General features: G+C 42.3%; 19 protein-coding genes, 1 tRNA gene and 1 pseudogene. 12 read left to right on the top strand and 9 right to left on the bottom strand.

Features of this window, described 5'->3' with window-relative positions; genetic code table 11:
* The first annotated feature begins 10 nt into the window (after positions 1-10).
* From Q5866_RS06965 to Q5866_RS06945, 5 genes are all read left to right on the top strand, one after another.
* On the top strand, positions 11-1,165 hold the full coding sequence (locus tag Q5866_RS06965; protein WP_099293897.1) for an N-acetylmuramoyl-L-alanine amidase: 1,155 nt from the start codon (positions 11-13) through the stop codon (positions 1,163-1,165).
* A 17-nt stretch (positions 1,166-1,182) separates the two neighbouring features.
* A complete protein-coding gene (locus tag Q5866_RS06960) occupies positions 1,183-2,370 on the top strand; it encodes an MlaD family protein (protein ID WP_227216670.1) in 1,188 nt (395 codons plus the stop codon).
* Between the two features lie 375 nt (positions 2,371-2,745).
* Complete coding sequence (gene dnaA / locus Q5866_RS06955) at positions 2,746-4,173, top strand: chromosomal replication initiator protein DnaA (RefSeq protein WP_099293894.1); 1,428 nt, start codon at positions 2,746-2,748, stop codon at positions 4,171-4,173.
* Between the two features lie 6 nt (positions 4,174-4,179).
* Positions 4,180-4,779 (top strand): YigZ family protein, encoded by a 600-nt coding sequence (locus Q5866_RS06950; protein WP_303179692.1) that lies wholly within the window; start codon positions 4,180-4,182, stop codon positions 4,777-4,779.
* A 120-nt stretch (positions 4,780-4,899) separates the two neighbouring features.
* A tRNA-Lys gene (locus Q5866_RS06945) sits at positions 4,900-4,972 on the top strand.
* 191 nt (positions 4,973-5,163) lie between these two features.
* Here the strand turns inward: Q5866_RS06945 and Q5866_RS06940 are convergent.
* From Q5866_RS06940 to Q5866_RS06915, 6 genes are all read right to left on the bottom strand, one after another.
* Positions 5,164-7,503: a DUF4906 domain-containing protein gene (locus tag Q5866_RS06940; protein WP_292265928.1), complete on the bottom strand. Its 2,340-nt coding sequence runs from the start codon at positions 7,501-7,503 to the stop codon at positions 5,164-5,166.
* A 46-nt stretch (positions 7,504-7,549) separates the two neighbouring features.
* A complete protein-coding gene (locus tag Q5866_RS06935) occupies positions 7,550-8,692 on the bottom strand; it encodes a hypothetical protein (protein WP_292265931.1) in 1,143 nt (380 codons plus the stop codon).
* Between the two features lie 14 nt (positions 8,693-8,706).
* The gene (locus Q5866_RS06930; protein WP_292265933.1) at positions 8,707-9,741 is read right to left on the bottom strand and encodes a FimB/Mfa2 family fimbrial subunit; all 1,035 of its coding nucleotides are present in this window, start codon (positions 9,739-9,741) and stop codon (positions 8,707-8,709) included.
* Between the two features lie 109 nt (positions 9,742-9,850).
* The gene (locus Q5866_RS06925; RefSeq protein ID WP_292265936.1) at positions 9,851-11,587 is read right to left on the bottom strand and encodes an Mfa1 family fimbria major subunit; all 1,737 of its coding nucleotides are present in this window, start codon (positions 11,585-11,587) and stop codon (positions 9,851-9,853) included.
* 47 nt (positions 11,588-11,634) lie between these two features.
* Positions 11,635-13,071, bottom strand: coding sequence for a DUF3868 domain-containing protein (locus Q5866_RS06920; protein WP_227216664.1), 1,437 nt, complete (start codon positions 13,069-13,071; stop codon positions 11,635-11,637).
* A gap of 11 nt (positions 13,072-13,082) precedes the next feature.
* A complete protein-coding gene (locus Q5866_RS06915; RefSeq protein ID WP_303179690.1) occupies positions 13,083-13,682 on the bottom strand; it encodes a DUF3575 domain-containing protein in 600 nt (199 codons plus the stop codon).
* 412 nt (positions 13,683-14,094) lie between these two features.
* Between Q5866_RS06915 and Q5866_RS06910 the strand changes: the two genes are divergently transcribed.
* From Q5866_RS06910 to Q5866_RS06900, 3 genes and pseudogenes are all read left to right on the top strand, one after another.
* Entirely contained in the window at positions 14,095-15,267 is a 1,173-nt protein-coding gene (locus tag Q5866_RS06910) for an AraC family transcriptional regulator (RefSeq protein ID WP_317198049.1), read from the top strand.
* Positions 15,268-15,280: 13 nt separating this feature from the next.
* Complete coding sequence (locus tag Q5866_RS06905; protein ID WP_227216661.1) at positions 15,281-16,399, top strand: AraC family transcriptional regulator; 1,119 nt, start codon at positions 15,281-15,283, stop codon at positions 16,397-16,399.
* A gap of 25 nt (positions 16,400-16,424) precedes the next feature.
* Positions 16,425-16,634 (top strand): annotated as a pseudogene (locus tag Q5866_RS06900) (winged helix-turn-helix transcriptional regulator); the annotation flags it as partial.
* Positions 16,635-16,753: 119 nt separating this feature from the next.
* On the opposite strand, the gene Q5866_RS06895 reads toward Q5866_RS06900, so the two are convergent.
* Both Q5866_RS06895 and Q5866_RS06890 read right to left on the bottom strand, forming a co-directional pair.
* Complete coding sequence (locus Q5866_RS06895; RefSeq protein WP_303179686.1) at positions 16,754-19,087, bottom strand: outer membrane beta-barrel family protein; 2,334 nt, start codon at positions 19,085-19,087, stop codon at positions 16,754-16,756.
* Between the two features lie 107 nt (positions 19,088-19,194).
* Positions 19,195-19,779, bottom strand: a complete 585-nt coding sequence (locus tag Q5866_RS06890; protein WP_292265952.1) for a TetR/AcrR family transcriptional regulator — start codon at positions 19,777-19,779, stop codon at positions 19,195-19,197.
* 1,379 nt (positions 19,780-21,158) lie between these two features.
* Here Q5866_RS06890 and Q5866_RS06885 point away from each other — a divergent pair.
* The 4 genes from Q5866_RS06885 (at position 21,159) to Q5866_RS06870 (ending at position 24,983) form a co-directional block, all read left to right on the top strand.
* The gene (locus Q5866_RS06885; protein ID WP_303179685.1) at positions 21,159-22,076 is read left to right on the top strand and encodes a hypothetical protein; all 918 of its coding nucleotides are present in this window, start codon (positions 21,159-21,161) and stop codon (positions 22,074-22,076) included.
* A gap of 257 nt (positions 22,077-22,333) precedes the next feature.
* Positions 22,334-22,843, top strand: coding sequence for a hypothetical protein (locus Q5866_RS06880; RefSeq protein ID WP_186978448.1), 510 nt, complete (start codon positions 22,334-22,336; stop codon positions 22,841-22,843).
* A gap of 59 nt (positions 22,844-22,902) precedes the next feature.
* The gene (locus Q5866_RS06875) at positions 22,903-24,264 is read left to right on the top strand and encodes an ATP-binding protein (protein ID WP_186978447.1); all 1,362 of its coding nucleotides are present in this window, start codon (positions 22,903-22,905) and stop codon (positions 24,262-24,264) included.
* Positions 24,265-24,638: 374 nt separating this feature from the next.
* The gene (locus Q5866_RS06870; protein WP_303179683.1) at positions 24,639-24,983 is read left to right on the top strand and encodes a hypothetical protein; all 345 of its coding nucleotides are present in this window, start codon (positions 24,639-24,641) and stop codon (positions 24,981-24,983) included.
* Positions 24,984-25,128: 145 nt separating this feature from the next.
* On the opposite strand, the gene Q5866_RS06865 is transcribed toward Q5866_RS06870, so the two are convergent.
* The gene (locus Q5866_RS06865) at positions 25,129-25,563 is read right to left on the bottom strand and encodes an XRE family transcriptional regulator (RefSeq protein WP_303179681.1); all 435 of its coding nucleotides are present in this window, start codon (positions 25,561-25,563) and stop codon (positions 25,129-25,131) included.
* Positions 25,564-25,739: the final 176 nt, after the last annotated feature.

Genomic DNA, 25,739 nt, shown 5'->3' with positions numbered 1-25,739 from the left:
TTTTAAATACATGATAAATCAGTGCAGGTTTGTAGGTTTCTTGTTGGTTATCTTTCTGTTAGGGGGAATAAAAACTCTCGATGCTCAAGATAATTTGGGTAGAATTACTTGTATTTGTATTGACGCGGGACACGGGGGAAAAGACCCGGGTGCGATAAGCGGACGCTTGAGAGAGAAGGATATAACCTTGGCTGTTGCCTTGAAATTGGGGAAAATGATAAAGGATGCTTATCCGAATATCAAAATAGTGTATACCCGAACAAAAGACGTTGCGGTGGACTTGAGGGAACGGGGACGAATAGCGAATAAAGCAAAAGCGCAGTTGTTCATTTCCATTCACGTGAACAAGTTTTCCAAGTCTACCGTGCGAGGGGTAGAAACTTACGTGTTGGGATTGCATAAATCGGAAGCGAGTTTTCAAGTCGCCATGAAAGAAAATGAGGCGATTCATTACGAGGAAGATTATTCGGTAAAGTACGACGGCTTTGATCCCAAGAAAGCAGAGTCCTACATCATGTTCAATTTTCTGAAGAACAGTCATTTGAAAAATAGTATGGAATTTGCGGCTCCCGTGCAGAATGAACTGGTGAAACGCACGAAAATGCCGGACCGGGAAGTACGGCAAGCCGGGTTTATCGTTTTGATGGATGTCGGGATGCCTGCCGTGTTAATAGAAACGGGTTTTATCTCGAACCCGCATGACCAGAAAATATTGACGTCGGAATCCGGGCAGACAAATTTGGCGCGTGCTATTTTTTCGGGATTCCAATCGTATAAAAATAATGTGGAGCGGAATAGTGTCGTGATAAAGGTGGAAAACCCTGTCACTCAGTCTGAAGAAAAGAAAGTAACCGGAACGGAGAAGAAAAAAACGGAGAATGTTGTTGCTCCTCAAAATAAAAATGACTTATTTTACGCTGTTCAAGTAGCCTCGTCCAAGACAAGAATCAAGGATTTCGGGTATCTGAAGTTGAAAGAAAAGATAGAGGAGTTGAAAGGAGAAGAGCGTTACCGTTATTACGTCGGGAAAACTTCTACCTACGAAAAAGCGTTGGAAAACCAGAAGAGTATCCGGAAGGCGGTGAAAGACTGTTTTATCATTGCTATATATAAAGGTAAACAGATAACGGTCGCGGAGGCAAGAAAAATAGAACAAAAGAAGTAAAGAATAAAATTATACTCATGAAACTAAAAAGAGAAGCCAAACTGGCATTAACTGCAATAGCCGCGGTGCTTATTTTAATCTGGGGAATCAATTTTCTGAAAGGTTCGTCACTATTTGAATCTAAAAGTATATTTTACGGAGTATATAATAGCGTGGAAGGATTGAAAGTGTCCAGTGGTGTCGTGTACCGGGGATATCAGGTGGGGCAGGTCATCTCTATTCAGTTCACGGGTGAACGGTATGATAAAGTGCTGGTGAAGTTCTCCGTCAACAAGGGATTGGAGTTACCTTCCAATAGTTTGGCGATGATTCAGAGTGCCGATCTGATGGGTTCCAAGGTGGTGGATTTGATTCCGGGCGATTCTCCCGTTTTTGCCGTTAGCGGTGACACGTTGACTTCTAAAATAGAACAGGGATTGATGGAGCAGGTAAGTCGTCAAATGCTGCCTTTAAAGCAAAAAGCGGAACGTCTTCTGGGTTCTCTCGATTCCGTTATGGTTATTGTACAAGGCGTCTTCAATGAAGAAACCAAAAAGAATTTGAGTAATAGTTTTGCCAGTATAGATCGCACTTTACGGAATCTTGAAGGTGCTTCCGGTAATTTGGATACACTGATGCAGTCGGAATCCGCGCGTGTCAGCGAGATATTGCGGAATATAAATAGTATTACGGCCAATCTGTCGGATAACAATGAAGAAATATCCAATATACTGGGTAACTTCTCGGCGATCAGCGATTCCTTGCGTGGTGCCAGTTTGGGTGAGATGTTGACTAACGTCGATAATATACTTGCACATGTTGATACGATCTTTGCTAAAATAAACCGGGGAGAGGGAACGATTGGTGCTCTCGTGAATGATAATGACCTTTATTATAATCTGAATCAAGTGAGTGAAAATCTCAATCGTCTGTTAGTCGAATTCAGGTATAACCCAAGACGCTTCATTAACCTTTCCTTAATAGATTTTTCTTCCGGCAAGATCGGCTTGGATGAGTACGGAATAGTGATTTTCGAGTCGTCCGAACGTCTGGATATAAATTCGGAATTATATGTACAAAACTCTGGATTAAAGGAGATTAAGTATAAAGATAAGTATCTGTATATAATTGATAGTTTCAAGAAATTGAAAGCCGCGCAACGGAAATTAGATGATGTTATGAAACGTTACAAAGACGCTTATATAGTTAAAATTGACTTTGTCTGAAAAATAGAATGATTCTAAATAATGCATGTAAGGCATCTATTTTTATTAACATAAACCGAAACTTTTTAAAACTCTATTTTGATATTTCGAATCAATTTTTAGACCTAAGACTTAAAGCTTTATCTAGGAAAATCGCTCAAAATATTGTTACGTTTATGTTAAGATTGCAAAGGCAATTTTGTAATGCGGTCAATATGTAACAAATGAATTAATCTATTGGTTGTTAGTGTGTTATATCTAAAAGATTGATACCTAACCCCTAAGCCATTCTTGGTAAAAAGCAAGCAAAAGGCTCATTTTTTTTAGAGAAATATTTTTTCGAATTTAGCGTTCTATTTCATATAGGATGAATAGGGAATAAAACGATATATATAAATGAAAAGGGATTGTAAAAGTGTTTGGTCGGAATGTCTGGACCTAATTAAAGAACAAGTGGCGCCAAGAACATTTAAAACGTGGTTCTTGCCTATACGTGCTTTGAACTTTCAGCAGGACGTGTTGACAATTCAAGTTCCGAGTCAATACGTGTACGAGTGTCTGGAAGAACACTTTGTGGAGATTTTGCGGAAAGCTATTCGTACCGTGATCGGTCCGAAAGCTAAACTGGAATATTCTGTTGTGGTAGAGGAGAGTCACCCTCGTGACCCGATATCAGTGACGATGTCTTCCACGCACGTGAAGAAGGTTGAGCCAAGTACCGTTTATCTGAACGGTAAAACAGGAGATAATGCCCCGAAAAATCCTTTTGAGCGTAATAATAATCGTGTACAGATTGACCCGCAACTGAACCCTTCCTATACATTGGATAGTTATATAGAAGGTAGCTGCAACCGGTTGGCAAAATCTGCCGCGGTAGCTATTGCCCAGAATCCCGGTGGAACGGCTTTCAATCCTTTGTTGATATACGGGGGCTCCGGTTTGGGTAAAACGCATCTGGCACAGGCAATCGGTATGGAAGTAAAGCAAAACCACCCGAATAAGGTGGTGTTGTACGTGACAACCAATGTCTTCCAGACGCAATTCACGGAAGCCGTGCGCAAGAACGAGATTAACGATTTCTTGCACTTCTATCAATTGATAGATGTGTTGATTCTGGACGATATTCACGAGTTGGCGGGGAAGACTGCCACGCAGAATACGTTTTTCCATATATTCAATCATTTGCATCAATCCGGTAAACAATTGATATTGACATCCGATCGTTCCCCGGCAGAATTGAGCGGATTGGAAGAGCGTTTGCTCTCTCGTTTCCGCTGGGGATTGTCGGCAGAGATAAAAGCCCCGGATTACGAAACGCGGGTAGCGATAGCCCGATACAAAGCCCGTAAAGACGGTATTGATTTCTCCGACGAGATATTGGAGTATATATGTAAATACGTGTGCACCAACGTGCGGGAATTGGAAGGAGCCATGATTTCTTTGTTAGCTCAAGCTACTTTTAATCATCGGGATTTGACGATAGATGTCGTTAAGGATATTTTGGGTAAAATGGTCAAAGACCAGAAAAAGGAACTGACCGTGGAATATATACAGGAAGTTGTTTGCCAACACTTCAATATGGCACCCGAACTGTTGCAGGAAAAAACACGCAAACGGGAAGTGGTGCAAGCCCGCCAGTTGGCGATGTATTTCAGCAAAAATTACACGAATGCCTCGTTGGCTTATATCGGGAAGCTGATAGGACGTAAAGATCACACGACGGTATTGTATGCCTGTAAGGCTGTCACCGACATGATGGAAACGGATCGTGCTTTCCGTGCCCAAGTGGAAGAGTTGCAAAAGAAACTCTATTGCGCGAATTAATTTCTCATGGAAGAGGATAAATATAGAACAGTAAATGCGATTGCCGAAGGCCTGTACAAGGAGAAAGGCAGTCGCTTTATTTCTTTTATTTACCCGGTGAAGACAGAGGAAGAGATTAAAGATATCCTGACAGAGATAAAAACCAAGTATTATGATGCCCGTCATCATTGTTATGCCTATTGTCTGGGGGCAAACCGGGAACGCTTTCGGGCGAATGACGACGGGGAGCCTTCCTCCACGGCAGGGAAACCCATTCTGGGACAAATCGTATCCAACGATCTTTCCAATGTTCTCGTGGTTGTCGTGCGTTATTTCGGGGGAATAAAACTCGGTGTATCCGGTTTGATTCAAGCGTACAGGGATGCCGCTGCCGATGCCATCCTCCATGCCGAGATTGTCGAACGCACGGTGGATGAAGAAATTCGTATCCGTTTCACCTACGTGGTGATGAATGACGTGATGAAAGTACTGAAAGAAGAAGAACCGGAGGTGCTATCCCGGAATTTCGAAATGGAGTGCGAAATGACTCTCTCTATCAGGCTGAAAGATATGCCCCGGTTGAAAGAACGCTTGTTGAAAATAGAGTCGCTTGCGATTGAAGAATAGTTCGTGAAAGCTTATCCGTGTTGTATCGCCATATTTTTTTTCATAAAAAAAGCCCCTTGTCTTTGGGAGTTTAAATAGAATTACTATCTTTGCATCCGCAATTGAGAAATACAATTGAAGGATTCAATAGCTCAGCTGGTAGAGCACAACACTTTTAATGTTGGGGTCCTGGGTTCGAGTCCCAGTTGGATCACCGAAGAGTCTGGAAATGACTACATTAAAAAGATAAAGCCTAAGAATTAGATTATTTTTAGGCTTTTTTTTATTTCCTTAAAGACCAAATAAGTCCTTGTTTAGTTCATGATTTCGATCAATGTCGATAGTGTCCTCTGCATAGGTGAATTCGGTGATAATGGGAAAATCTTCCAGCTCAAGTGTGCTGTTTCATTTCGAATCGCGCACGCATCGGATTGGTCCTGCTACTGATTTTACATAGTAGAAATAGAATTGATATTCGAATATATGGAACAGGCTATGATCCTTATGGATATGTAAAATATTCACTCGGTTATCCGTGTCCGTGGTTGCATTATGATAGTTTCCGCAACTATTTGAACGAATGCCTCCTCCATCACCTACACGTGTTCCCTGTACCGGAAAATAAGATGTCGGACCGTCTTTCCATTGCTGCATATACATATTCATTCCATATCCGTCTGGAAACTTGTCGTCATAATTGATATCACTCATAGATCCCGGATTGAGTCCTGTATTTGTAAATTCGAGCCACAATTCACCCGAGGCAACCCTCCAGCCCGTGGGGCAGGGGTCGAAAATGGATTTTTCCGTTCCGTAGTTATCGTATATGTGTACATTATTGTTTTGGTTAATCGTGTAGCCCTTCATTCCCTCGGAGGCTGGTTCCAGTCCACCCCAAAGTTTATTGTCGCTTTCTCCTACCGGACACCAGTCTCCATTATTGAAATAGCTACTCTTTGTTTGTACATAAGATTCACCTCGTTTCACCTCGTTTGTTCCACAGATGAAAACAGTGGGGTTGGCTATGGCATGTCTGATGGCTCCGGTTAGGGTATTTCCAATCACCGAATGGAACAGCTTGTTTTCATCGATATCGGATGTCTTGTGCACTTCAATCTGGTTGGAGTTGTCATAGTGTATATCTGTATGTTCGTCATTATAATCCTGATATGCATTTGTAATATTGCGTAAAGGAGGGAACGGATCTTTTCGTCCCCATTGATACAACATACCGAAAGCCTGTGTCATTTCATTCGGATACCGATAAAGACCATTTCCTGTACCTTTTTGATTCTCCGCCAGCGCACCGAGGTTGCATGGCATAACGGCATAGCCTTGAACGCGTGGCTTCTCGGGATATATGCCGTTCTTGTCCCAATCGTATGTGTAATAAGTAACGGCTTTGCCGAGATTGTCCGGTTCATGGTCAGTAACCCAGATGTGCCAAGACCATATAATGTTTCCCTTGCTATTGTAAGCACCGATCAAGGCATTCCCTTTCTTTTGTGTTCTAACATAGATTTTCTGATGAATGTCGCCTGTGTTCTCACCGAGTTGCACCAGCGTTCCATTCGTATTATCACCGATACAGTCTTTGGTTTGCCAGATAATGCCGACACGGGCTATTTTCAGGTTCTCGTCATGAGGGCTTAAATAGTCTGCAAAATTGTATCCGCCTCCTGTCTCTACACGGTAATAGGGTTCAAAAGAGAGGAAACCGTTGGGTTTTACAACAAAACAATTGGACGATGGATTGTTTTGGCCTTTTTCTCCTGTGATAGTCAACGTTATGCGGTAAACTTGATTACGTTGTATATTAAAATTATTAAGTGAGTTTCCCCCGGGATAAGCTACATAGAGATATCTTTCGCCACCGATTTCGGTGGTTATATCCACCACAAGCGCGTTGGAGGGGGCGGCATCAGACTTGTTACCACCCTGAGTTTCTGTTTCCCCTTGCAGGTTTTCCGGGACATAGAAAACAGCCCATTCCTTATCTTCATTCTTTTCCAAGTCTGAAGCGGCAAAGGCTATGGAGCTGAATGTTGTTCCATCAGGGAATGGAACCGCATTCATCGGCTCTTCCTGTCCATCACCGGCCAGTGTCTCCACCCGGCAAATATTGGGAATTTGTCTTACGTTGACATTGTTCAGTTCCATTCCTGCCTTCAGCATTTCTACTTTTACTTTGAGTTTGGCATACATACGTGTAACCGGTACCGTGACCGTAATACCTGTCGTTATCTCTACCTCCTCGCTTGCTCCGGCCATTGGGAGTGACACCTTGTCTATCGACCGAGCCGGGAAAGCGGTAGGCAAGGTTTGCTTTTTCAGTTGTTCCAATTTTTTGAACGTTTGCCATGAAGCATCCGTGCCATCGTTAGCCCAGTTGTCATAGCCCGTGTTGGTTACGACATATACGATGGATGGAACTCCCGCTTTCAGATATACGGGCAGGTCTTGTAACATAGTTTGGTCATTGATGGTGTAGTAACGAGGCTTTATCAACAGTTCTTGTGTTGTTGCGTCATATTGGAATACCCAGATGTTGTGTATCTCTTTTTCTTCCGAAGTCTCCTTTTCGGGAATGCTGCTTGGTATGGATGCCCTTGTATTTGCTTTTGTCCCAATGACAAATGCATTGACGGACAAATTCAATACAGCTTCCGTCAGTTCGCCCTCATCAAGGACTGTTCCGTTTGTTTCACTTGCTTCCGGTTGAAGTTCGTCTATGCAACTACCCATTGTGATGGTTGCTAATAAGAGTACGAGTAAGAAGTAATGTTTCATATCAGTCAAAAGTATATTCGTTGTCATAAGCATATTTCCATTCCTGCACGTTCACCGAGAGTCTGTTGTCGCGGACAGTGATAGTGAAACGGTAAAGGTTATTGCGGGTGACGTTGAAACGCTGGGCATTGTCGTTATTATCTGTCTTTCCACTCTCGTCGTATCTTGCGAAATAGACTTTGTGCGGTTCGTCCTCACCGGTCTGGGCATCGAGTCTTGCTTCAATGCACGAGTATTTGTCGCCTGCGTCAATGTTTTGGTATTCGGGCAGGTAGGCAATCCATTTCTCGTATTTGTTTCCGTCAGTATCTATCCACCGGTTTGCGAAGTGAAAATTTTGTATTTTTTCTTCCGTGTCGTTGCTGTTCTCCACGAGGTGCAAGTCACTAACATAATCACTGTTCCACTCACCGCCGTGATCGTAGTCCTCTTGCGAGAAAACGTCTTTCGGGGCACAGTATCCCTTTTTATTATAGCGACGGATTTTCACCTCGCTGAATGATAAGTCGAAATGTTCGTCCGTTTTGAGTATCACCTCCACCTTTGCCATGGCACGGAGCAAGGTGACAGGCTCGGGTAGCAATGTGGCCTCTCCGGGCTTGAACTCTATATTATCGTATTCGTGGACACCATAGAAAGGAATTAGCCGTTTCGGTTCCAACTCGAAAGAAGAAAAACTATCGAATTGTCCCCATCCGGCATCACAGATGTCCGCGAGTAACGTTTCTCCGGTCTTCATCATATCATCGCCATATTGCGGCCAGTTGGCAAGTACGACCATCTTGAAGTTTTCGTGATTGGTCAAAGAGGCGGGAGCCTTGCCAAGCACGCTGTAATCCCGGTAATCGCTTCCTTCGGTCACCACGAAACCGGACGGTTCAAAACGGGCGATGAACTTATTGTCTGAAGTGAAGAAATAAATCCTGTAGTTGTTGTTCTCTATGTCTATATAGTTTTCATAGGTATTGCCGACCTCGTAGCCTTCAGTGGCCTTTGGGCTTCTTGCGGGTAATCTGAGGCCGATGCTGAGAGCTGTTTCTTTATCGGGTATATCGAAGGTTTCCGTGTCATGGCTACACGAGGTGTTCCACAACCCAAGAAACATCAGAGTTCCCGTGATGATATGTTGTGCCACATTTTTCATTTGCATTCCTCCTATTACAATTCGCTGTTTTGCAGTACTACTTTCCAAGAGTTGATATAAATGTAGGCATCAAGCCAACGATCACCTTCATCGAGGAAAAACATCATGTCGTACACGTCCTGCCTGTCGAGATACTCTTGATCGCCCATATCCCGGTTATAGAAACCTTTCACGAGCAAGGCATAATCGATAAGGGGAATGGAGAAAACTGTTTTTCCTGTTTCCTTGTTGGTCACGGTGAGCCGTTTTTCCTGTCCTTTCACTAGGCGCGGCACGGTCAGTTCAGCTATGGTCGCACTGAAAGCGGTACGAGGTGCGGTCTGTGTTTCTTCGGTCTGGGAGTCCATGCCCGCTTCCCCGGAGTCAGTATGCCATGCGTAGAAAGTCACCGGCTCGTCGGGCAGCAGCGTGTTGTCCCAATCCATGCTTCCGTTAGTGCCGGTGATAGTGAAAACGAACTTGTCTTTGTCCACGGCTTCTCCCGAAAGGTGTTGTAATACCACTCGCACGTTGTTGGTGTTCTTCACCAGCGGTACGGTATAAGTGTACGTACCTTCGGTTTCACCGAACGTCTGTTCCGGCAACCAGCCGTGGAACAAGCGATCGAGATCTTCGGTAACAAATGCCTTGTTCTCGGCATCATGTTGCCTTTCAAGCGTGCAGGTCAGTTCTTTGCCGACGGTTGTTTCCGGTATCGAGAAAGAGCCTTTGTCGGTAGTACCACACCAAACAAGCAGGTCGTATTTGCCCGGTTCTACATCTACAGTCATGACATAGCCATCGGTTGCAAGGGCTTCTCCTTGTTCTGTACGTTGCCAAACCACTCTGCCGTCGGCAGCGAGCAGGTAAAGTGTCACTACGTTCACCTCGTGGGCAAAAGCATCGGCAAACTTCATGTTGTAATCGTAACGGAACTTCACACGGTAGTTTACCGAGCAATCACCCTCACCGTCATAGATTAAGCTGTTGCAGGCGTATAGCATCGAAGCGCAAGCGATGGCTGCCATCAACTTGCAGCTTGTTTTTCTTATGTAAGACCGTATATCCATTTGACTTATGTTGTTTTATTCTCTCTATAAGCGCTTTTCTAAAACCATTCCATGCGGGGAAAAACCTCATGGAATGGTTGTTTGTAAGATAAGGATTACTTCAAGCAAATTAAAGTTCCACGTTTTGGCTGACAATTTTCCAAGAGAGGATATTGATTTTCGCACCAACGTAATAAGTGTCACCGTCCGGAGCGCCGGGAACGATTCTTTCGTCTTCGTCAAAAATACCTTTACCAATCTTTTCCAATTTGTCGATGGTAACTACATAGTGGTGATTGCGCACCACGCCGTATTTGGCTTCTGGAATAGTTCCGTTTGCCGCGATAGCGCCATTGTTGAGGTGTTCGATAGGAATATTGTAGTACATCAATCCGCCGTTGTAAGCAATGGTGCCTGCGGAAGCAGCAGCCAAATTATCGTTAAGACCGGTGATGCTTTGATTCGAGTAAGTGGTGCCGTCTTCTTCATATAACGGGGTTGCATTCTCATTCGTAAATACCACTTTCACTTTCCCGTCACCCACGTTCTCCAACTTCACATACTCTCTGCCAATTTGGGTATATTTAGTATTACCTTTATCATCTTTGCCGTCTTCATACCACACGTTCAGTTGGTTCTTCGTCTTCAGTATGTTAAGCACGTATTCGAGAAAAGAGTCTTGTTTGAAAAGCACACCGTTGTAACGTACGAGGTCTAGTGCATTGCCGCTTGCATCGCAAACCTTGGCTTTCAACAAGATGCTCGTGACGGCAGAAGGAAAGTTGGTGGTAACGATGGTATTCGTGTTGGTGTTCTCGGCGCAATAGGCAGGGGCTTCCAATTCGATTAAGTCATTTTTCAAATCGACATAGTTCAGGTATTGGGAATTGGCAGGGATTCCCGCTGCATTTTCAGGATAGCCGGAAAAACCGTAGTTGAACGACTTGCTCCAATGGCTACGGTAGTCGGTCGGTCTGTTCCATGTAAAGCCCAAAGCATCATTCGTCCAAGTTACATCCATGTTCTTGACCATGTATGATTTCTTCGCCGTGGCATTCAATTTCCATCCGAGCAATTCCACGTAAAGGTCTTCCGAAGCGATATTACCGCTTCCCGCCGAGTTGTCTTCGCCTGCCACGGTGACTTTTATCGGGTAACGTCCGTTTGCATCCTTTGGGAGTTCTTCGGACACATTCAAGGTTACTTTGGCTGCTAGACGCTCCACGTAGACAGTCATTGCGTTAGTAATGATATTCACGTCCGTTACCGGTTCAAGAGAGAAATTTTCCTCTTTAACTTCCGTCACGAAATATTTTGCCCGATTAGCTTCGGTGTAACTCGTGGTACTCATCGTAAAGTAATTGGTAGTGACGTCATTGGTGGTTGTCGGGTAATAAATGCCTTCTGCGTTATTGTCCGCGAGTGCCGTTTGCATTTCATCGAGCGTTTTCCCATACACGAAGTTATCCGGTTTGTTAAGCACCGTTACCATGTACTTGGGATACTCCTTTTTGTCCAGCCCTTGCAGCACAACAACATTGTTGCTTTTGAATTCAATGTTTTCGGCTGGGGTTGTCACTGAGGCGTTGCCATCCGTCCAAACATCGCCTTGCGTTACGAATACGCCGTCTGCATCATAAAAATAAAAGTAAACGTTTTTTACGGACTGTTCGTTTGTTCCGTATTCAAAGTCACCCTCTTGCGCCCTTGTAAGGGAGCTTGCATCGGCGAGGCGGATATTGACGTACGCTTTATCGCCTGTGAAAACATTCGGTGTTTCATTTAGAATGAGTTCCGATTCATCGTTCGAGCATGCACACAATGCGATACACGCGAACAGACCTAAAAATAATTTATTCATCTTCATAATGTGTATAATTTGATTTTATTAATGATATATTTTCTTGTTCGTATTTAGTGTTTACCATTTTCAAGCTGTTCAAGCGTGGTGCAGGCTTGCTCTAGTCCTAGTGATTTCGCCTCATTCAAGTAACGTCGGGCATTGTCGTAATCCTTTTGCCGGATGGCCAGTGCACCTCGGGCATAAACAGCTTCGGGTGAATTGCCCGCCTTGGCAAGGTAGCGCTTTGCGCCTGTGAGGTCGTCACGGCGCATGGCGGCATTGGCGGCGTTCAGGTTGGCAATGGAGTCATCCGGGAACATGCGCACCGCTGTCTCGAACACCTCGGCGAACTCATCCGTACCGGGTTCATACTCCTGTGCGGCAAGGTAAAACTCGTTCAGGCTCAGTTTCTGCGGTCGTTCACGCATGATTCTTTTTATCTCCTCCACGTCACTGTAACTGCGGATGGTATAGGATATGCGATAGTCGGTGCGGCGCAACGCCGGATAACAATTCTGTAACAGGAAGCGGTATTCCGCCGGATAGTCATGTTTTATTTTCAGTTCTTTGGCATCCGGTTTCAAGTCGCTGTCTATCAAAGCTATGATTTCCGTGCGGTGTTCAAGGTTCGACCGTTCCACGTAGCGGCGCAATCCTGCCCAATCTTCCGGTTCGTGGTCGGTTATTATTACATCACCTTCAAACCGGTAGAGTTGCTGTATATGTTTCTTCAATGCGGCGGTACGTCCGATAGCCAACTCTTTATTATGTGCGTAAGGACTTTCGGGCGAAGCGTAACCTTTCAGCCATACCGAAGTGATGGTTATGTCTGCATCGCTTCGCACGGAGTCTATCGATGACTGTATTTTCTCAAGTTCGGCGGCGTTGTGTCGATAGTTCGGATAAATCACCGTTTGATCTACCGGAAAGTCGATGAATGCCGAGCCTTCGAGTGAATCCCGTTTTTCGATCAGCCCTTGCGGATGTGCATATACCAGTTCGGGGAAAAATGCCTCTGTGTGTCGTCCGAGCGTACCATTTTGCTCTGCCAACAAAGTGTGGCAACACCCGTAGTCGCTGCGGCGAAGCAATAGCACGCAGCCGTTCATCCATTCGGCGTATGGTACCATGTTATGATATTCGATGGTATTGGGCTTCTCCGAGACTTTGTAGCTCTTTTCATCCTTACCCGACAGCATACTCTCGCCGTTGCGTATATAGAAGTAGTAACGGCGTCTGCCGTAGATCCCTACCGATTGCAGGTCGAGCGAGTCGTTACCATTGACTAGCCATGGTGTAAGAAGCACAGCACGATTATTGTCCACGTCGAGTCCGGACAAATCCAAAAGCATATCTATGGTGATGTACTTGCCGTTACGTTCTATTCTAAGATTTTCCACGGAAACATCATCCACGATATCTTCTTTCCGCGTGTCGGTTCCGGTTTGCGCTTCCGTTACCACAACTATGCCCAAAAAGGCTGATAGGATACATAATGTCTTTTTCATTTTGCACACGATTAAAATACATAAACAAGATTAATAGCCGCTTTCGTCGGTCCCACGTAGTGGTGCGGCTTGTTCCTTTCTGTTCTTCTGCCGCACCCGGCACACTCGAAGCGGTCATAGCGTGTATAGGAATATCCAAAGCCAATTTCCGCCTCAAGATTCCAATGCCGTCCCAGTATCCACGTGTAACCATAAGCGATACCTGCACCGACGAACCAGCCTTGATAACGGGAATCCTTCAGTTTGCGGGCATCCGTGCCGAGGAAGTTGATTCTTCCGTCAAAACCTCCGATGTTATACTGTCCGCCATGAATGTGAGCACCCACAAAGTGCCCCGAGAACCGGTCGCAGAACCAGTATCTGACTTCAGGTTGAACAGCCCAGTGTTTCCAGTGCCGGTCGTGCGAGAGCGTCCACGCGTTGAACTGTCCCGTAACGTCCAAAGTCCATTTAGGCGCGAATCCGACCTCTATTCCAAAATTCGGGTTCAGGAAAGCGTCCGCCAGAACATTACTCTTGACAGCCACGTTCTGGGCTTTGACACCCTGCGTTATACCGGCGATGGCAACTACCAGCAGAACAAGCATTCGTTTTATAATTCCATAGTTCATACTTTATTGTTATAGTTAATAATTCCATTGCAAACTTTACTGTCTGTCCTTGTATTAGGCTTAAGAGGGCAGTTGCAGTTTCCTTGCTTTCTTTTTTATTCTACACAAAGAAACGATGCGTTTGTTGTCGCGTAATGCCAAAACGTATAAATCATTATTGGTAAAATCGTAATGTTCATTATATGCAAACTGCAATTTTGTAACGGATATGTCAAATCATAAAAGTCAAACTCATTTTTTTAACGTACGGAATCATTATTAACAGTTATAATGCCTATAAGTACAGTAAATTAGATTATCTTTGTATATCACAATGCCGGAGTGTATATGGCTGTCTACCCAAGCAATTTTAGTCACCGGGAAAAACCGGCAGAAATATACATTCGAGAAGAATAATTTGAATTCGATTGACATGGGAGCATTTGTCACATATAGCAACTTGATAACCTATATTTTACCAATATTTTGTTCGGCCATATGTTCAGTCTTTACCTTATTACTGTTATTGAATTATCGTAATCTTGCCGAAAGGAAATTAAGGCGGGTAGTGAGTATTTATTGTATTCTGATAGCTGTATGGTGGTCATCCGTTTTGTGGCATGCTCTCTCTGGCGATTCGATATTCCTTCCGGTCGATATTCCTTTTGCCCTGTCATATATCTACATTCCCGTATTGTTCTATAACATTGTTTATTACTTGACCTATTTAGAGGACAAAAGAAATTTTCCCGTGCTGAATTACCTTTGGCCGGTACCCACGTTGGCAATAATCTTGATAGCGGCAGTCCGAGTATCGCCTCTCGGGGAAGAAATTTTTACCGGATTGTCATTGTTCGAGCGATATATGGAGTTTTTTATATTCAGCTCTTTACTGCGGTTTGTCATGGCGGTTGTCTATATCGTTCCGACCGTCCTGTTATTGTCGCGGTATTATAAACAGACTGTACTTCAAAAGACCGACACGGATCGAAAATATCTCAGTATAAAATCATCGCGTTGGCTCATCGTGTTTTTCATACTTTCCATCGCGATATTGCTGATTGCGTTTTTGCCTATGTTGGTCGGCACAAGCCAATGGCTTATTCGGCTGAATGCGTTATGCATTATGGCACAGGAAATATTGCTTGTATACCAAGTTATCCGTAGACAATATCTCTCTTACAAAACATTCGATTTGTTTCCGACCAACGAAAAGAAAACAGGAAACAACGGTTTGAGTGCCAAACAGCGCCTTGCGCCGGACAACGCACGCGGACAATTGAACAAGAGGGTATTCGAAAACTATTTGTCTCAACAAAAACCATATCTCGATCCTGATTTCAAACTGATTGATATGGCTGAGGTGATGGGGGTAAACCGTACTATCATGTCCAATTTTATCAATCAAACTTATGGCATGAATTTCAGGCGTTACTTGAACCAGTGGCGAATCAAGGAGTACCAGATTTTGATAGAGCAGCCTTCGAACGAACGTAAAAATCCGTATCAGGTAATGGTCATGGCGGGATTCAAAGACTCCAGACATTTTCAGCGTGCGATCCAATTGGAGAATACATATAAAGAACAATCTGACCAAGAACCATAAATAAATAGAAAGGATGAATCAAGATATCGGACGTGCAATAGTTTTTTCAATACCCGTGGTAAGCGCTGCGGTCAGCTTGATCATGATTTTGCTCGACATAACCCGCTCTTCCAATACGGTCAACCGGAAGATACATTACAGCATACTCACTGTATACTGTCTGATCATGCTGTACTGGAGCGGACTGGTTATGCATTCCATTGCCCGTGACGCTTTCATAGCATACCTGCCTGTTTTCTTTTCCTCGTTCAGCTTTATTCCCATATTCTTGTACTTGATCACCTATATTATTACGGGAACAGGCGAACGGAAACGTTTCCCCGCATATCATTTCATCCTTCCGTCGTGTTTGACCGTCACTATCTACGTGGTAGCCTTTATAGTGCCGTTCCGGCAACGATGGACAGCTATTTATGATAGCGATACAAGTTTGACAACTGCGATTATTGACATCACGTTTGTCGTCTGTATTGTGCTGAGCGTTTTATACTCCGGGTTGAGCTTGCTCCGCATAAAGTCGTATAAACGTCAGGTAACCGATTATTCCGCTGATATCTACCGGATGTCGTTGGATTGGTTGTCCTTTATTATCCTTTTTAGAGTCGTGCTGCAAACCTTGCCGATAGCCGGATTAATATTGGGCATCGAATTATTCAATAAGGTGGGGGGAATCTGGGCATTTACAACATTGCCGGCGGTCTTTACCCATATCGTGCTGTGCCTGAATATCCTTTCGGAGAATTACGTGATTATCGAACCTATTACTGCCAAAGAAAAGGAAATGACCGCCTCGGGAAATTATGCGCAACTGGGGCGGCAGCGGGTAGAGGAGTATTTGGAGAATAAGAAGCCTTATCTAAATCCGGAATTCAAAATAACCGACATGGCCAAAGACCTTATTTCCAACAGGACATATATATCGGCTTTCATCAACCGAGAATATGGCATGAATTTCAACCGTTTCGTCAATAATTACCGGCTGAAGGAAGTAGAAAGATTACAGTCGGAGGCCGTACAAAGAAAGCAAAAAATATCTTCGTTGGATATTGTTATCCATGCCGGGTTCAGTAATTACCGCAGTTATTTCCGGGCTAAGAAAATGGTGAAAAACGATGCCATTCCTATAGAATAAAAATGTAGTTAGATTTTCAGTAACCAATCCCCGCGTGATTAATCAACAATTGAAGGAACTTGAAAAGTACGGCATTATCGAGAAGAAAATATATGCCGTACTTCCGCCTCATTCCGAATATTCGCTCACGTCGACGGGCAAAACACTTATCCCTGTCATTGACAAGCTGGAAGAATGGGGGGATTTTTTCCTCCCGACGATGAAAAAGATTCTTGAGGCAGAGAGGGGCTCCTAATTTGCGAAACTTGTGTCGGGAAGCGAAGCGGGTGCCGTGCACGAGCGGGAAGCCCGAATAAAGCTCTTTGCGATGAAAGTGAACACAAAGCCATAGCCCATGCAAGTTTGGCTTTCGGTTTAATGAAAACGTTGCATTTCCTCTGTGCCGGCTCCTGTACCTTTATACTTGTTTTCCTTGTGGTTGAACCGGTAGCTTACGGTCAATTTGATTTGGCGCGTATTGTCTTTGACAGCCCGATATTCCGAAGTTTTTCCGTCATAGAAATAAGAGGCATCTCGCATGGTATGGAATAGATCGTTGCCTTCGAGCAGAATATTCCATTTGCCTCCTGCAAACTCTTTGTTGAAACTGGCATTCATATACCAAGAAGATTTCATCTTTCTGTTCTGAATATAACCGTCGCTGTCCCAACCACCGTCGATACGAAGTAAAAAAACTGCCGGCAGTGTAATGGCATTTTCCCAACTCAAATGGAAGAGCGTTCCGTCCATGTTTTTCGGCTTGCCCAGATATTCGATGTCTAACCATTGTGTGTTGCTGGCGACCGACCACTTAGGCTGCCATACACCGAAAGTAGGGGCATAGGCGGCTGAAAAAAACAACTCGTCGCGCGATTTTTCGTTTCGGAATTTATTGACGGTAATCTTCGGATCGGCGTTCAACTGCTCGAATGCGAAAAAAATATCATCCTTGTAGAGGTTGTAGTCGATTAGAACTTGCAGGTTGTTTCGCCAGATTGCCCCGAAACTTACGGAATTGATATAGGTGGGTTGCAGCTCGGGAGTTCCGCTCAGATACGTGAGTCGGTTGCCGTAACTTACCGCACTGTTTAGCATTTCGTACATGGGACGTATCGTTTGAATACGATAGTCCAGCGACAACTGTGTCTTGCCGACGGCGGCATTCAGCGAGACGGAAGGGAAGAAATTGTCGTAAAACTTGCTCCGTTCGGCTTGAAACAGCCCGTTCTCATAAAAATCATACGTCACATGTTCATAGCGGAACCCAGCATTAACGTTTACCGGTCCGAAAGCTGCTTCGTAGCTCGTGAATACGGCCACGTTTCTGTCGGTTATCTTATCGTCGGAAGCTGTGATGATTTCTTCGAATCCGCTCGACTGCGACCGTCTGTACGTGTCGGTATATTCCGAACCCAGCGACAGCTTTCCTTTCCACACAGGATAGGAAAGCACGAGTTTTCCTGCAAACAGGCGGTTGGTGTAGTTGTCGCTCGTTCCTAAAAAATAATCCTCGTGGTTCAGGCTTCGGTCTGCCACCTCGCTGCTCCCGTTGCCGTCACCCAGCAAAGCATCGGTATTGAAATCGATAGTCAACTTGCCGACCTCTCCTGCATAGTAAGCATTGACGTGATGGGTCGACGATTTTTGCATTGCAGTTTCCGATGTATTCCAACTGTCAAATGAGCGGTTATCAATGAATACGTCCGTCAGATTCCGGTTGTCGGTTTTATAGCGCGGCATTGAGGTCAGTTCGTACATGCCTCCGAGCGAGTGGCGGGAGTTGATTTCATAATTGGCTCCTATCTGTCCGAAATAACCTTGATTAGAGCCTTTGTCTTCTGATGTAGCAGCCTGTGTCCATCGTTCATCAACACGAGTTTCGATGTCGGTGACAGCCGTTTGGTGAGAATGTGTCAGGTCGTAACGGAACGAACCGAAAAGCGAAAAGCCGCCTTGTCGGTAATTCATGTCCAATTGTTGGGACGTATTGAATTTATCGGCATAATCGACCTCCGAACTGACGCTTATCCCGAAACTATCATCCGAATTTCTCTTTGTCTTGATTTTCAATACCGCTCCAACAGAAGCATCGTATTCCGGTCCCGGATTGGTAATGAGCTGTATATTTTGAATAGCGTCCGACCGAAGTCTTTCGAGTTCCGATTGGTCGCGCACCATGCGGTTGTTGATATAAACGACGGGAGCGCCTTTGCCGATGACCTCGAATGTACCGTCGATTTTTTTGCGGATGCCCGCCAGATGCCCGATTACGTCTTTTGCGGTTCCGGCCTTGCCGAGCACGTTGTTTTCCACTTGCGTGGAGATACCTCCCGCAATAGCCTTGTATTTTGGGCGGTATCCGGTCACGATCACATCGCCCAATTCCAAAACATCCGGCTTCAAGACGATCGTTCCCAAATCGCACGGAGCGGATTCGAGCGTGCGGGTTTGAAATCCAATGAACGATATTTGCACCATATATGTTCCCGAATCGGCAGCTTTCAATGAAAAACGACCGTCTTCTCCGGTGATTCCTCCTTGAATCACTGAGGAATCGGTTTTATGGTACAGGGCAACGGTTGCATAGCCGACGGGAACGGCTTGTTCGTCTACAACCTTGCCCGTAAATGCTTGGGCAGAAGCACCCAATGATAAGAACAGCATCCCTACGGACAGCCAAATGCGAATTGTTTTTTTTCTTGGTTTCATAATTGTTGTATTTAAATTGTTTGTAGACCATTTGGTCTAATTGTCCCTATGTGAATTTCCGCCGAATACAATTCGACGAGTCTACGATAGGATGATTTTAATATGTATTATTGCGTTATCAGCGCATAAAGACTTTCCCAGTCGCGTTTGATATATTTCAAAGTGTCTATGTTGCAAAGGCTTTTCAATTGTTTGGAACTTACGCCTTCATATACGTCCATAAACAATGCAACGATTTCTTCGTCGGGTAAGTTGGTCGCTATCTCACCACGCTCCCGGCCGACTGCAAGAGCTTTTCCCCATGCCTCGCGCTCCCGCTGTTCCTGATCCGAAATCATCTTTCCCAGTGCCGGTATGCGCATGGAGGCTTGTCCAATCAATATCTGCACTTTGAATTTTTCGCCCAGTCCCGACATTTTGCGGGCTGCTTTTTCACGTACATGGAATAGGGAATCGATAAAACTTCGCACCGACTCGTAAGACAAACGGCTGTGATTGATCGTCATATAGTTCACGATCAAGTATCTGGCCGCTTCCTCGAACACAGTCTCCTTGTTCTTGAAGTGATAATAGAAAGTGCCTTTGGCCTGCCCCGAAGCATCCAGAATATCCTGCATGGTGATTTCCCGATACCCCTTTTGGAGGAACAGGCGCAAGGCGGCAAGGAGAATAATATTTTTCGTATCGTTCATATTAAAGAGTGATATAATCTTTATTAGACTATTTGGTCTACAAAAGTAGATCGTTTATTTTTATTTTCAAAATAATCGGGCTATTTTTTTGAGAAACAAGAAATTCACCTGCACATTTTTTTTGTGAGCAGGTTTATTTCTTTTTTACTCAATATGTGTCTTCCTGAAGTAGGTTTACTAATTGTGAGAGTAAACTTTTTCAGGATAATATAGATTCGTGTTTGTAACTCTTGTTTATACTTTTGATTTATTTCCCTGAAAAAATTTTTAAAGTAGATGGAGAAAGTTCGACATTCTCGTTATATTAGGCGATTGTCAAAATGGAATGATGGGAAGATTGAACTTTTTCCTCTCGCGTTCAAGCTAAAATAAGTTAAATAATAAGTATATATTGTATATATGCATTATAGTTGATTTATAGTATCTCCTATTCATCTCCTATTCAACTCCTATTCATCTCCTATTTTAAAGGTGGAAAAATAGAAAATTAATTGTAATTAAATAAAATATGATAATAGTAAAATATATGAAATATTTATTATTAATTCTTGTTAGATAACTGAATAGGGCAGTAATTTATCACGAACAGGGGAGGAAAACAGTGAAAGGTATTTTGATTCTGTTTCGCACGGGTTAGATACCGTTTTTAGGTCGTTATGTGAAGATTCACAATAGAAGTGCAATCTTCTGGTTATAATAGCTTTTTAAATTCTTCCATATCAGGCAGGGCATTCTTCATAAAATTGTCGCATATTTTTAATGCTTCGAATTGAGAAATCTCTTAAACTCGGCAACTCTACACCTTTGTTTTAATATTAATTTTCTTTTCGAGTTTTAAAACTCATGCAAGATTCAATGCAGTTTGAAATATTAGGCGATTTGCAAAACGGGGTATCACTACCACCAAGATAATGACCTTACAATAAACTGTATATATAAATCCTCCCTTATGAAGAATTATATCAAAAAGTGAGGGAGAAATTTCTGGATTATCTGCAAATGAATTATCTTTACAGATAAGAAGGTTATTCTCTCTTGCTCATTAGAGCCAATTTATCACAGACTTCAGAATAGTCTAAAGATACGAAAAAATTGTACTTCGAGTATGGGATAAGGTTGAAGCGAGGGAGTTTTTTTATCTTATAGGCGTAAAAATCAAAGATTTTTATGTAAGTTTGAATCTAAAAGGATTAAATTGTGAAATAGATTGTGAACTGAATACAATGGTCTACCACTTCTACGGTTTTATCTACGTGGAAGTATTAATTGTTGTACTGAACGAAAATAACAGGAAATACGAGCATTGAGTGTAGGTGGAATGGAAATGAGAGATAGTTATATAAAAGAAGAATCAAGATAGAACAAAAATAATTTTGAATATGGAAAATAATTTGAATAAGGATATTATTATACGGCGACTTGCGATTATAAAATATCTATATAATATAGGAGTACAACAATCTATGCAAGTAGAAACAATTGCAGGATTCTCTATTTTGGCATTCCATGACTGTGCGGAAATGTTCTTGTTGCTTGTTGCTGAGAATAAAGGAAAGAAAGATGAGGTTAATTTTATGAGTTATTGGGACAAGTATCCAGAATTGACTCTTAGAGAATCAATGAGAGCATTAAAAGACAGGCGCGTGAGTATAAAACATAAAGGGCAGTTCCCCTCAAAGTTTGATATAGAGATAAGTCGTAGTACAATGACGGACTTTTTGGAACAAAATACTCCAATTCAGTTTAAAATTGAATTTAAGGATGTTTCTATATCGAATCTTGTTTCCTATGAGAATGTCAAGATGTATATTGACATGGCCGAATCAAATTACAATGAAGGAAATCTTTACGATTGCATTGTAAATTGTAGAATCGCATTTATGGAATTGTTGTCTACTTATGAATTAAATAAGCGGAAGCAATATAGTATAAATAGTTTATTGAATATTGGAGATGAAATAGGAGAAGACTATCAAAAATTGGTTGGCTCGGATGATAGATCTGGAGCAAGATGGTTTGAACAGGTGACTAAAACTATGAATAAAGTACGTGAGGTTTTAAAGATAACTGCTCTTGGAATTGATTATAGGAGATACACGTATTTTGAAACGATAACTCCAGAAATTCATGTGTGGTGGAAAGATGGGGGTAGGGATTATGAGGCAATGCCGCAAGAATATTATGAGAGGAGAAATATTTTAAAAGGTGTAGATTGTAGGTTTTGCATAGATTTTATAATTGACAGCGCATTAAAACTACAAGAGTTTGATTATGATATAAATAATATTTTGAAATAATGACTATATAAGCCTATGTTTCGATTGAGCAACCTATACAAAGCAATGGAAACCTCACGAAGAGAAGGGCTTCCGGTATACGAAAATTTAGAGAGGAAAGCCAATGAATTGGAAGAGAACAGCATCAAAAAAGAGATTCTTCCGATTGTAACTGAAATTATTTTGCACTAGCCTTAAGGCAAGTATAACGAGAGTTGGTGTTGGTTGTAGACTATAAGATTAAAGTTGAGATTGTATAATTATTATTAATTACGACAATGAAAGAGACAATAAAAGGTATCATTATTGGGATTATTAGCAGTATAATAGCATCTGGTGTGATTTATGCTATTACAGAAAGATTTTTGTGGAATATTCGACTCCCTTTGTGGATTTGGCTTATTGTTTCTGTTGGATTGTATCTCATAATCCGCTTAATCAAATACCTAGTGCTTTTATATAAAGTTCGCAACGTGGTCTCAGAGTATACAGAGGGATGTTTTGGCAATTCATACACTTATATGTGGGAATTCAAAAAATGTAAGAATGGGCAATATAGTGTATATGGATATGAGCCTACAAAGATTATGCTCAAGAAGCCTTTGTCGGAACTAAACAATGGTAACATATACACTTATGGGCATGAAGTTCCTGAAAATACAATAAAACTCATTATTCAATTGACTTTAATATGTACGGTTGATAAAAGTATGAGAGGGAAGTTGCAGTCTGTAATAGAATATTTACACTATATTGAGAATTCGCAATATCATGAATTGATTCATTAATAGGATTAAATTGTGTTATAATCAAATTGGTAAGTGTTTAATTTGAAAATTGTTATAATATGGTGATTACAGAATCTCAGAATATAGAATTTAAGGAAAATTGGCGTGACGAGTATTTGAAGTGGATTTGCGGTTTTGCCAATGCGCGGGGTGGTAGATTGTATGTTGGTGTACGTGATAACGGTGAAGTGTGCGGAGTTGCGGATGTAAAGAAATTGATGGAAGATATTCCAAACAAAGTACGTGACTTGATGGGTATTCTTGTTGATGTGAATCGTTTGACGTACGATGACAAAGAATATGTTGAAATAGTTGCTGAAGCCTATCCTTATCCTATTAGTTATCATGGGCATTATTATTTGCGGAGTGGTGCAACCAATCAGGAACTGAAGGGTGCAGCACTTGATCGCTTTATGCTTCGCAAGCAGGGACGTACTTGGGATGGAGTGCCTGTGCCGTATCTGAAAGTGGAGGATTTGGATAATGTTACATTCGATATGTTTCGCAAATATGCCAAGCGAAGTGGACGCATGGAGGAGGTTGATTTGCAAGACGATAACAAAGGGCTTATTGATAAACTTCGTCTTGTTGAAGGCGGTTATCTAAAACGGGCAGCAGCACTGGTCTTTCATCCCGATCCGGAGCGGTTTGTTACGGGGGCTTTTATTAAAATAGGTTATTTCAAAGAAGATGCCGAGTTGATATATCAAGATGAAGTACACGGAAATCTATTCCAACAAGTGGGAACAGTAATGGATATATTGACAACAAAATATCTTCGAGCCATGATAAGCTATGAGGGCATTCATCGGATAGAGACTTTGCCGATGCCACGTGAGGCTTTACGCGAAGCACTTTTAAATTCAGTTGTACATAAATCATATGAATCGCTCACGCCGATACAAATCGGGGTGTATGATGATAGGTTGGAGATTTGGAATTGTGGAATATTGCCTGAAGGCTGGACGATAAACAATTTGTTGGGTAAACATCGTAGTCGCCCTTATAATCCGGACATAGCAAACATATTTTTTCGTGCGGGAGAAATTGAAGCATGGGGACGGGGAATAGAACGCATTATTGTTGCTTGTAAAATAAATGGGTATCCTGCACCCGAATTTCAATATGATGGTGGTGGTTTATGGACGATTTTTCATTTCAATGAGAACTACCAAAAGACTACCCAAAAGACTACCCAAAAGACTACCCAAAAGGAATTGATAGAACTAACAGAAGCCCAAGTAGCTATTATTGAATATTTGAAAGAGCATCCTCAAGCGAGCAGAAAGGAATTAACTGAACATATACCCGATATAACAGAGAATGGAATAAAATATAATCTCGCCCGGTTACAAGAGTTAGGTCTTTTAAAACGTATTGGAGGACGTAAATTTGGTTGTTGGGTATTCATTAATAATTAATGAAATATGAGTAGAGAAGGTTTTGTAAAGATTTTAGAATTTACAATTATTCTTGAGGAGGCTGAACCTGAGGTTGTCAAGCAAAGAATATATGTTTTTCATTGGGCAAATGAATAGGGCAGTAATTTATCACGAACAGAGGAGGAAAACAGTGAAAGGTATTTTGATACCCTGTTTCGTGCAGGTTGGGTACCGTTTTTAGGTCATTAGGTTTGAATCAAGATTGGTGCTTTGCTAAAATATGGCTAAATAGGGATGTGTGTGCGTGAATGTTTTTTGATTTTTGATAAAAATGTCATACCTTTAGGGGAACTAATGTGAAAAGAGTAAACTACTTTTTAGATTAGAATTATAAAACCTTAAAACAAACAGGTATGAAAAGATTAGTTTTAATCAGTTTGCTAGCGTGCGTGAGCGTATGTTTCGCTTTCACGAACGCGTCAGCCCCGGCGACTTACTCTCGTACAGTGGCGGGGACGGTTTATGATTCTCAGGATTTGACGCCGCTCAGTGGGATTGTGGTTTCTGAAATTGTTGCAGGAGAAGTCACGCAAACAGTTCAGACAGACGGTGACGGGCATTTCTCATTTACCGCTCGTAGTTCGAAGACTACCATCTCGATCAGTGATCCTTACGGGGAATACAGAAGTGGCAGTATGAGCCTTGACACGGACAAAGAAGATTGCTCGAATCTATCAATTCCTCTTGATAGGAATTAAATCACGAGAAAGTTTTACTATTTCTAAGGAAAAAGGAAGACGTGTAGGAAAATGTGCGTGGGCGGGTAGCTAACCGTCCACGTTTTATTCATGGATAAATTTTAAATGTTGCTGGCAGGTTAGAAAAGCATCTATCCTAAAGTTGTCATTTCTTTTTCTTCTCAACTTTTTCCTTTCTCTTTCTTTCAGCTTCTTTCTTTTTTCTTGCTTGTTCTTCTATTTTTTCCCGGGTTTTCTCGTCCCTTTTTTGCTCCAGTTTATCATACTTTGCTTTTATTTCCGGATGCAAATTCATATAATCTTCGATGGTATCACTTTGCACGAACGGGTCGGGCATGAAATCAGCCATTCGACACCCCAAAATTTTCGCCGCCTCGTTCAATAAATTGACATTATATTTTTCTTTACAATTAGGATTTTCGATTTGTCTAATGTAAGCTTCCGATAATCTTAATTCTAATGCCAACTTCCTTTTACTATAATTAGCAGCGATTCTATACTCCATTACCTTGTTAATGATATATATTTCAACCTCCGTGGCTTGTAATTTCGTTTCTAGTTTATTCATCTTTAGTTTCATAACAAAAAAATTAAAGCTAAAGGAAATATTTTTATTAGTTTATTTGCGTTAGTCATAAACGACTACTATATTTGTACCTATAAACTACCTAAAACAAATTAATCTCGTGGAGGGTTGTCCAATGCGAAGATGTCAAATATTAAGTGATATAACACGTGTAAAACATACACGTGAAC

The sequence above is a fragment of the uncultured Butyricimonas sp. genome (assembly GCF_959596855.1).
In the GTDB taxonomy this organism is placed as follows: domain Bacteria; phylum Bacteroidota; class Bacteroidia; order Bacteroidales; family Marinifilaceae; genus Butyricimonas; species Butyricimonas muris.
Note: the sequence above shows the minus strand (reverse complement) of the source record. Positions and strands in the feature narration are given on the sequence as shown.

Excerpts from the sequence above, each read along its gene's own strand:
- Q5866_RS06965 (WP_099293897.1), top strand. The coding sequence starts at position 11 with ATGATAAATCAGTGCAGGTTTGTAGGTTTCTTGTTGGTTATCTTTCTG.
- Q5866_RS06960 (WP_227216670.1), top strand. The coding sequence starts at position 1,183 with ATGAAACTAAAAAGAGAAGCCAAACTGGCATTAACTGCAATAGCCGCG.
- dnaA (WP_099293894.1), top strand. The coding sequence starts at position 2,746 with ATGAAAAGGGATTGTAAAAGTGTTTGGTCGGAATGTCTGGACCTAATT.
- Q5866_RS06950 (WP_303179692.1), top strand. The coding sequence starts at position 4,180 with ATGGAAGAGGATAAATATAGAACAGTAAATGCGATTGCCGAAGGCCTG.
- Q5866_RS06940 (WP_292265928.1), bottom strand. The coding sequence starts at position 7,503 with ATGGGTAGTTGCATAGACGAACTTCAACCGGAAGCAAGTGAAACAAAC.
- Q5866_RS06935 (WP_292265931.1), bottom strand. The coding sequence starts at position 8,692 with ATGAAAAATGTGGCACAACATATCATCACGGGAACTCTGATGTTTCTT.
- Q5866_RS06930 (WP_292265933.1), bottom strand. The coding sequence starts at position 9,741 with ATGGATATACGGTCTTACATAAGAAAAACAAGCTGCAAGTTGATGGCA.
- Q5866_RS06925 (WP_292265936.1), bottom strand. The coding sequence starts at position 11,587 with ATGAAGATGAATAAATTATTTTTAGGTCTGTTCGCGTGTATCGCATTG.
- Q5866_RS06920 (WP_227216664.1), bottom strand. The coding sequence starts at position 13,071 with ATGAAAAAGACATTATGTATCCTATCAGCCTTTTTGGGCATAGTTGTG.
- Q5866_RS06915 (WP_303179690.1), bottom strand. The coding sequence starts at position 13,682 with ATGAACTATGGAATTATAAAACGAATGCTTGTTCTGCTGGTAGTTGCC.
- Q5866_RS06910 (WP_317198049.1), top strand. The coding sequence starts at position 14,095 with ATGGGAGCATTTGTCACATATAGCAACTTGATAACCTATATTTTACCA.
- Q5866_RS06905 (WP_227216661.1), top strand. The coding sequence starts at position 15,281 with ATGAATCAAGATATCGGACGTGCAATAGTTTTTTCAATACCCGTGGTA.
- Q5866_RS06895 (WP_303179686.1), bottom strand. The coding sequence starts at position 19,087 with ATGAAACCAAGAAAAAAAACAATTCGCATTTGGCTGTCCGTAGGGATG.
- Q5866_RS06890 (WP_292265952.1), bottom strand. The coding sequence starts at position 19,779 with ATGAACGATACGAAAAATATTATTCTCCTTGCCGCCTTGCGCCTGTTC.
- Q5866_RS06885 (WP_303179685.1), top strand. The coding sequence starts at position 21,159 with ATGGAAAATAATTTGAATAAGGATATTATTATACGGCGACTTGCGATT.
- Q5866_RS06880 (WP_186978448.1), top strand. The coding sequence starts at position 22,334 with ATGAAAGAGACAATAAAAGGTATCATTATTGGGATTATTAGCAGTATA.
- Q5866_RS06875 (WP_186978447.1), top strand. The coding sequence starts at position 22,903 with ATGGTGATTACAGAATCTCAGAATATAGAATTTAAGGAAAATTGGCGT.
- Q5866_RS06870 (WP_303179683.1), top strand. The coding sequence starts at position 24,639 with ATGAAAAGATTAGTTTTAATCAGTTTGCTAGCGTGCGTGAGCGTATGT.
- Q5866_RS06865 (WP_303179681.1), bottom strand. The coding sequence starts at position 25,563 with ATGAAACTAAAGATGAATAAACTAGAAACGAAATTACAAGCCACGGAG.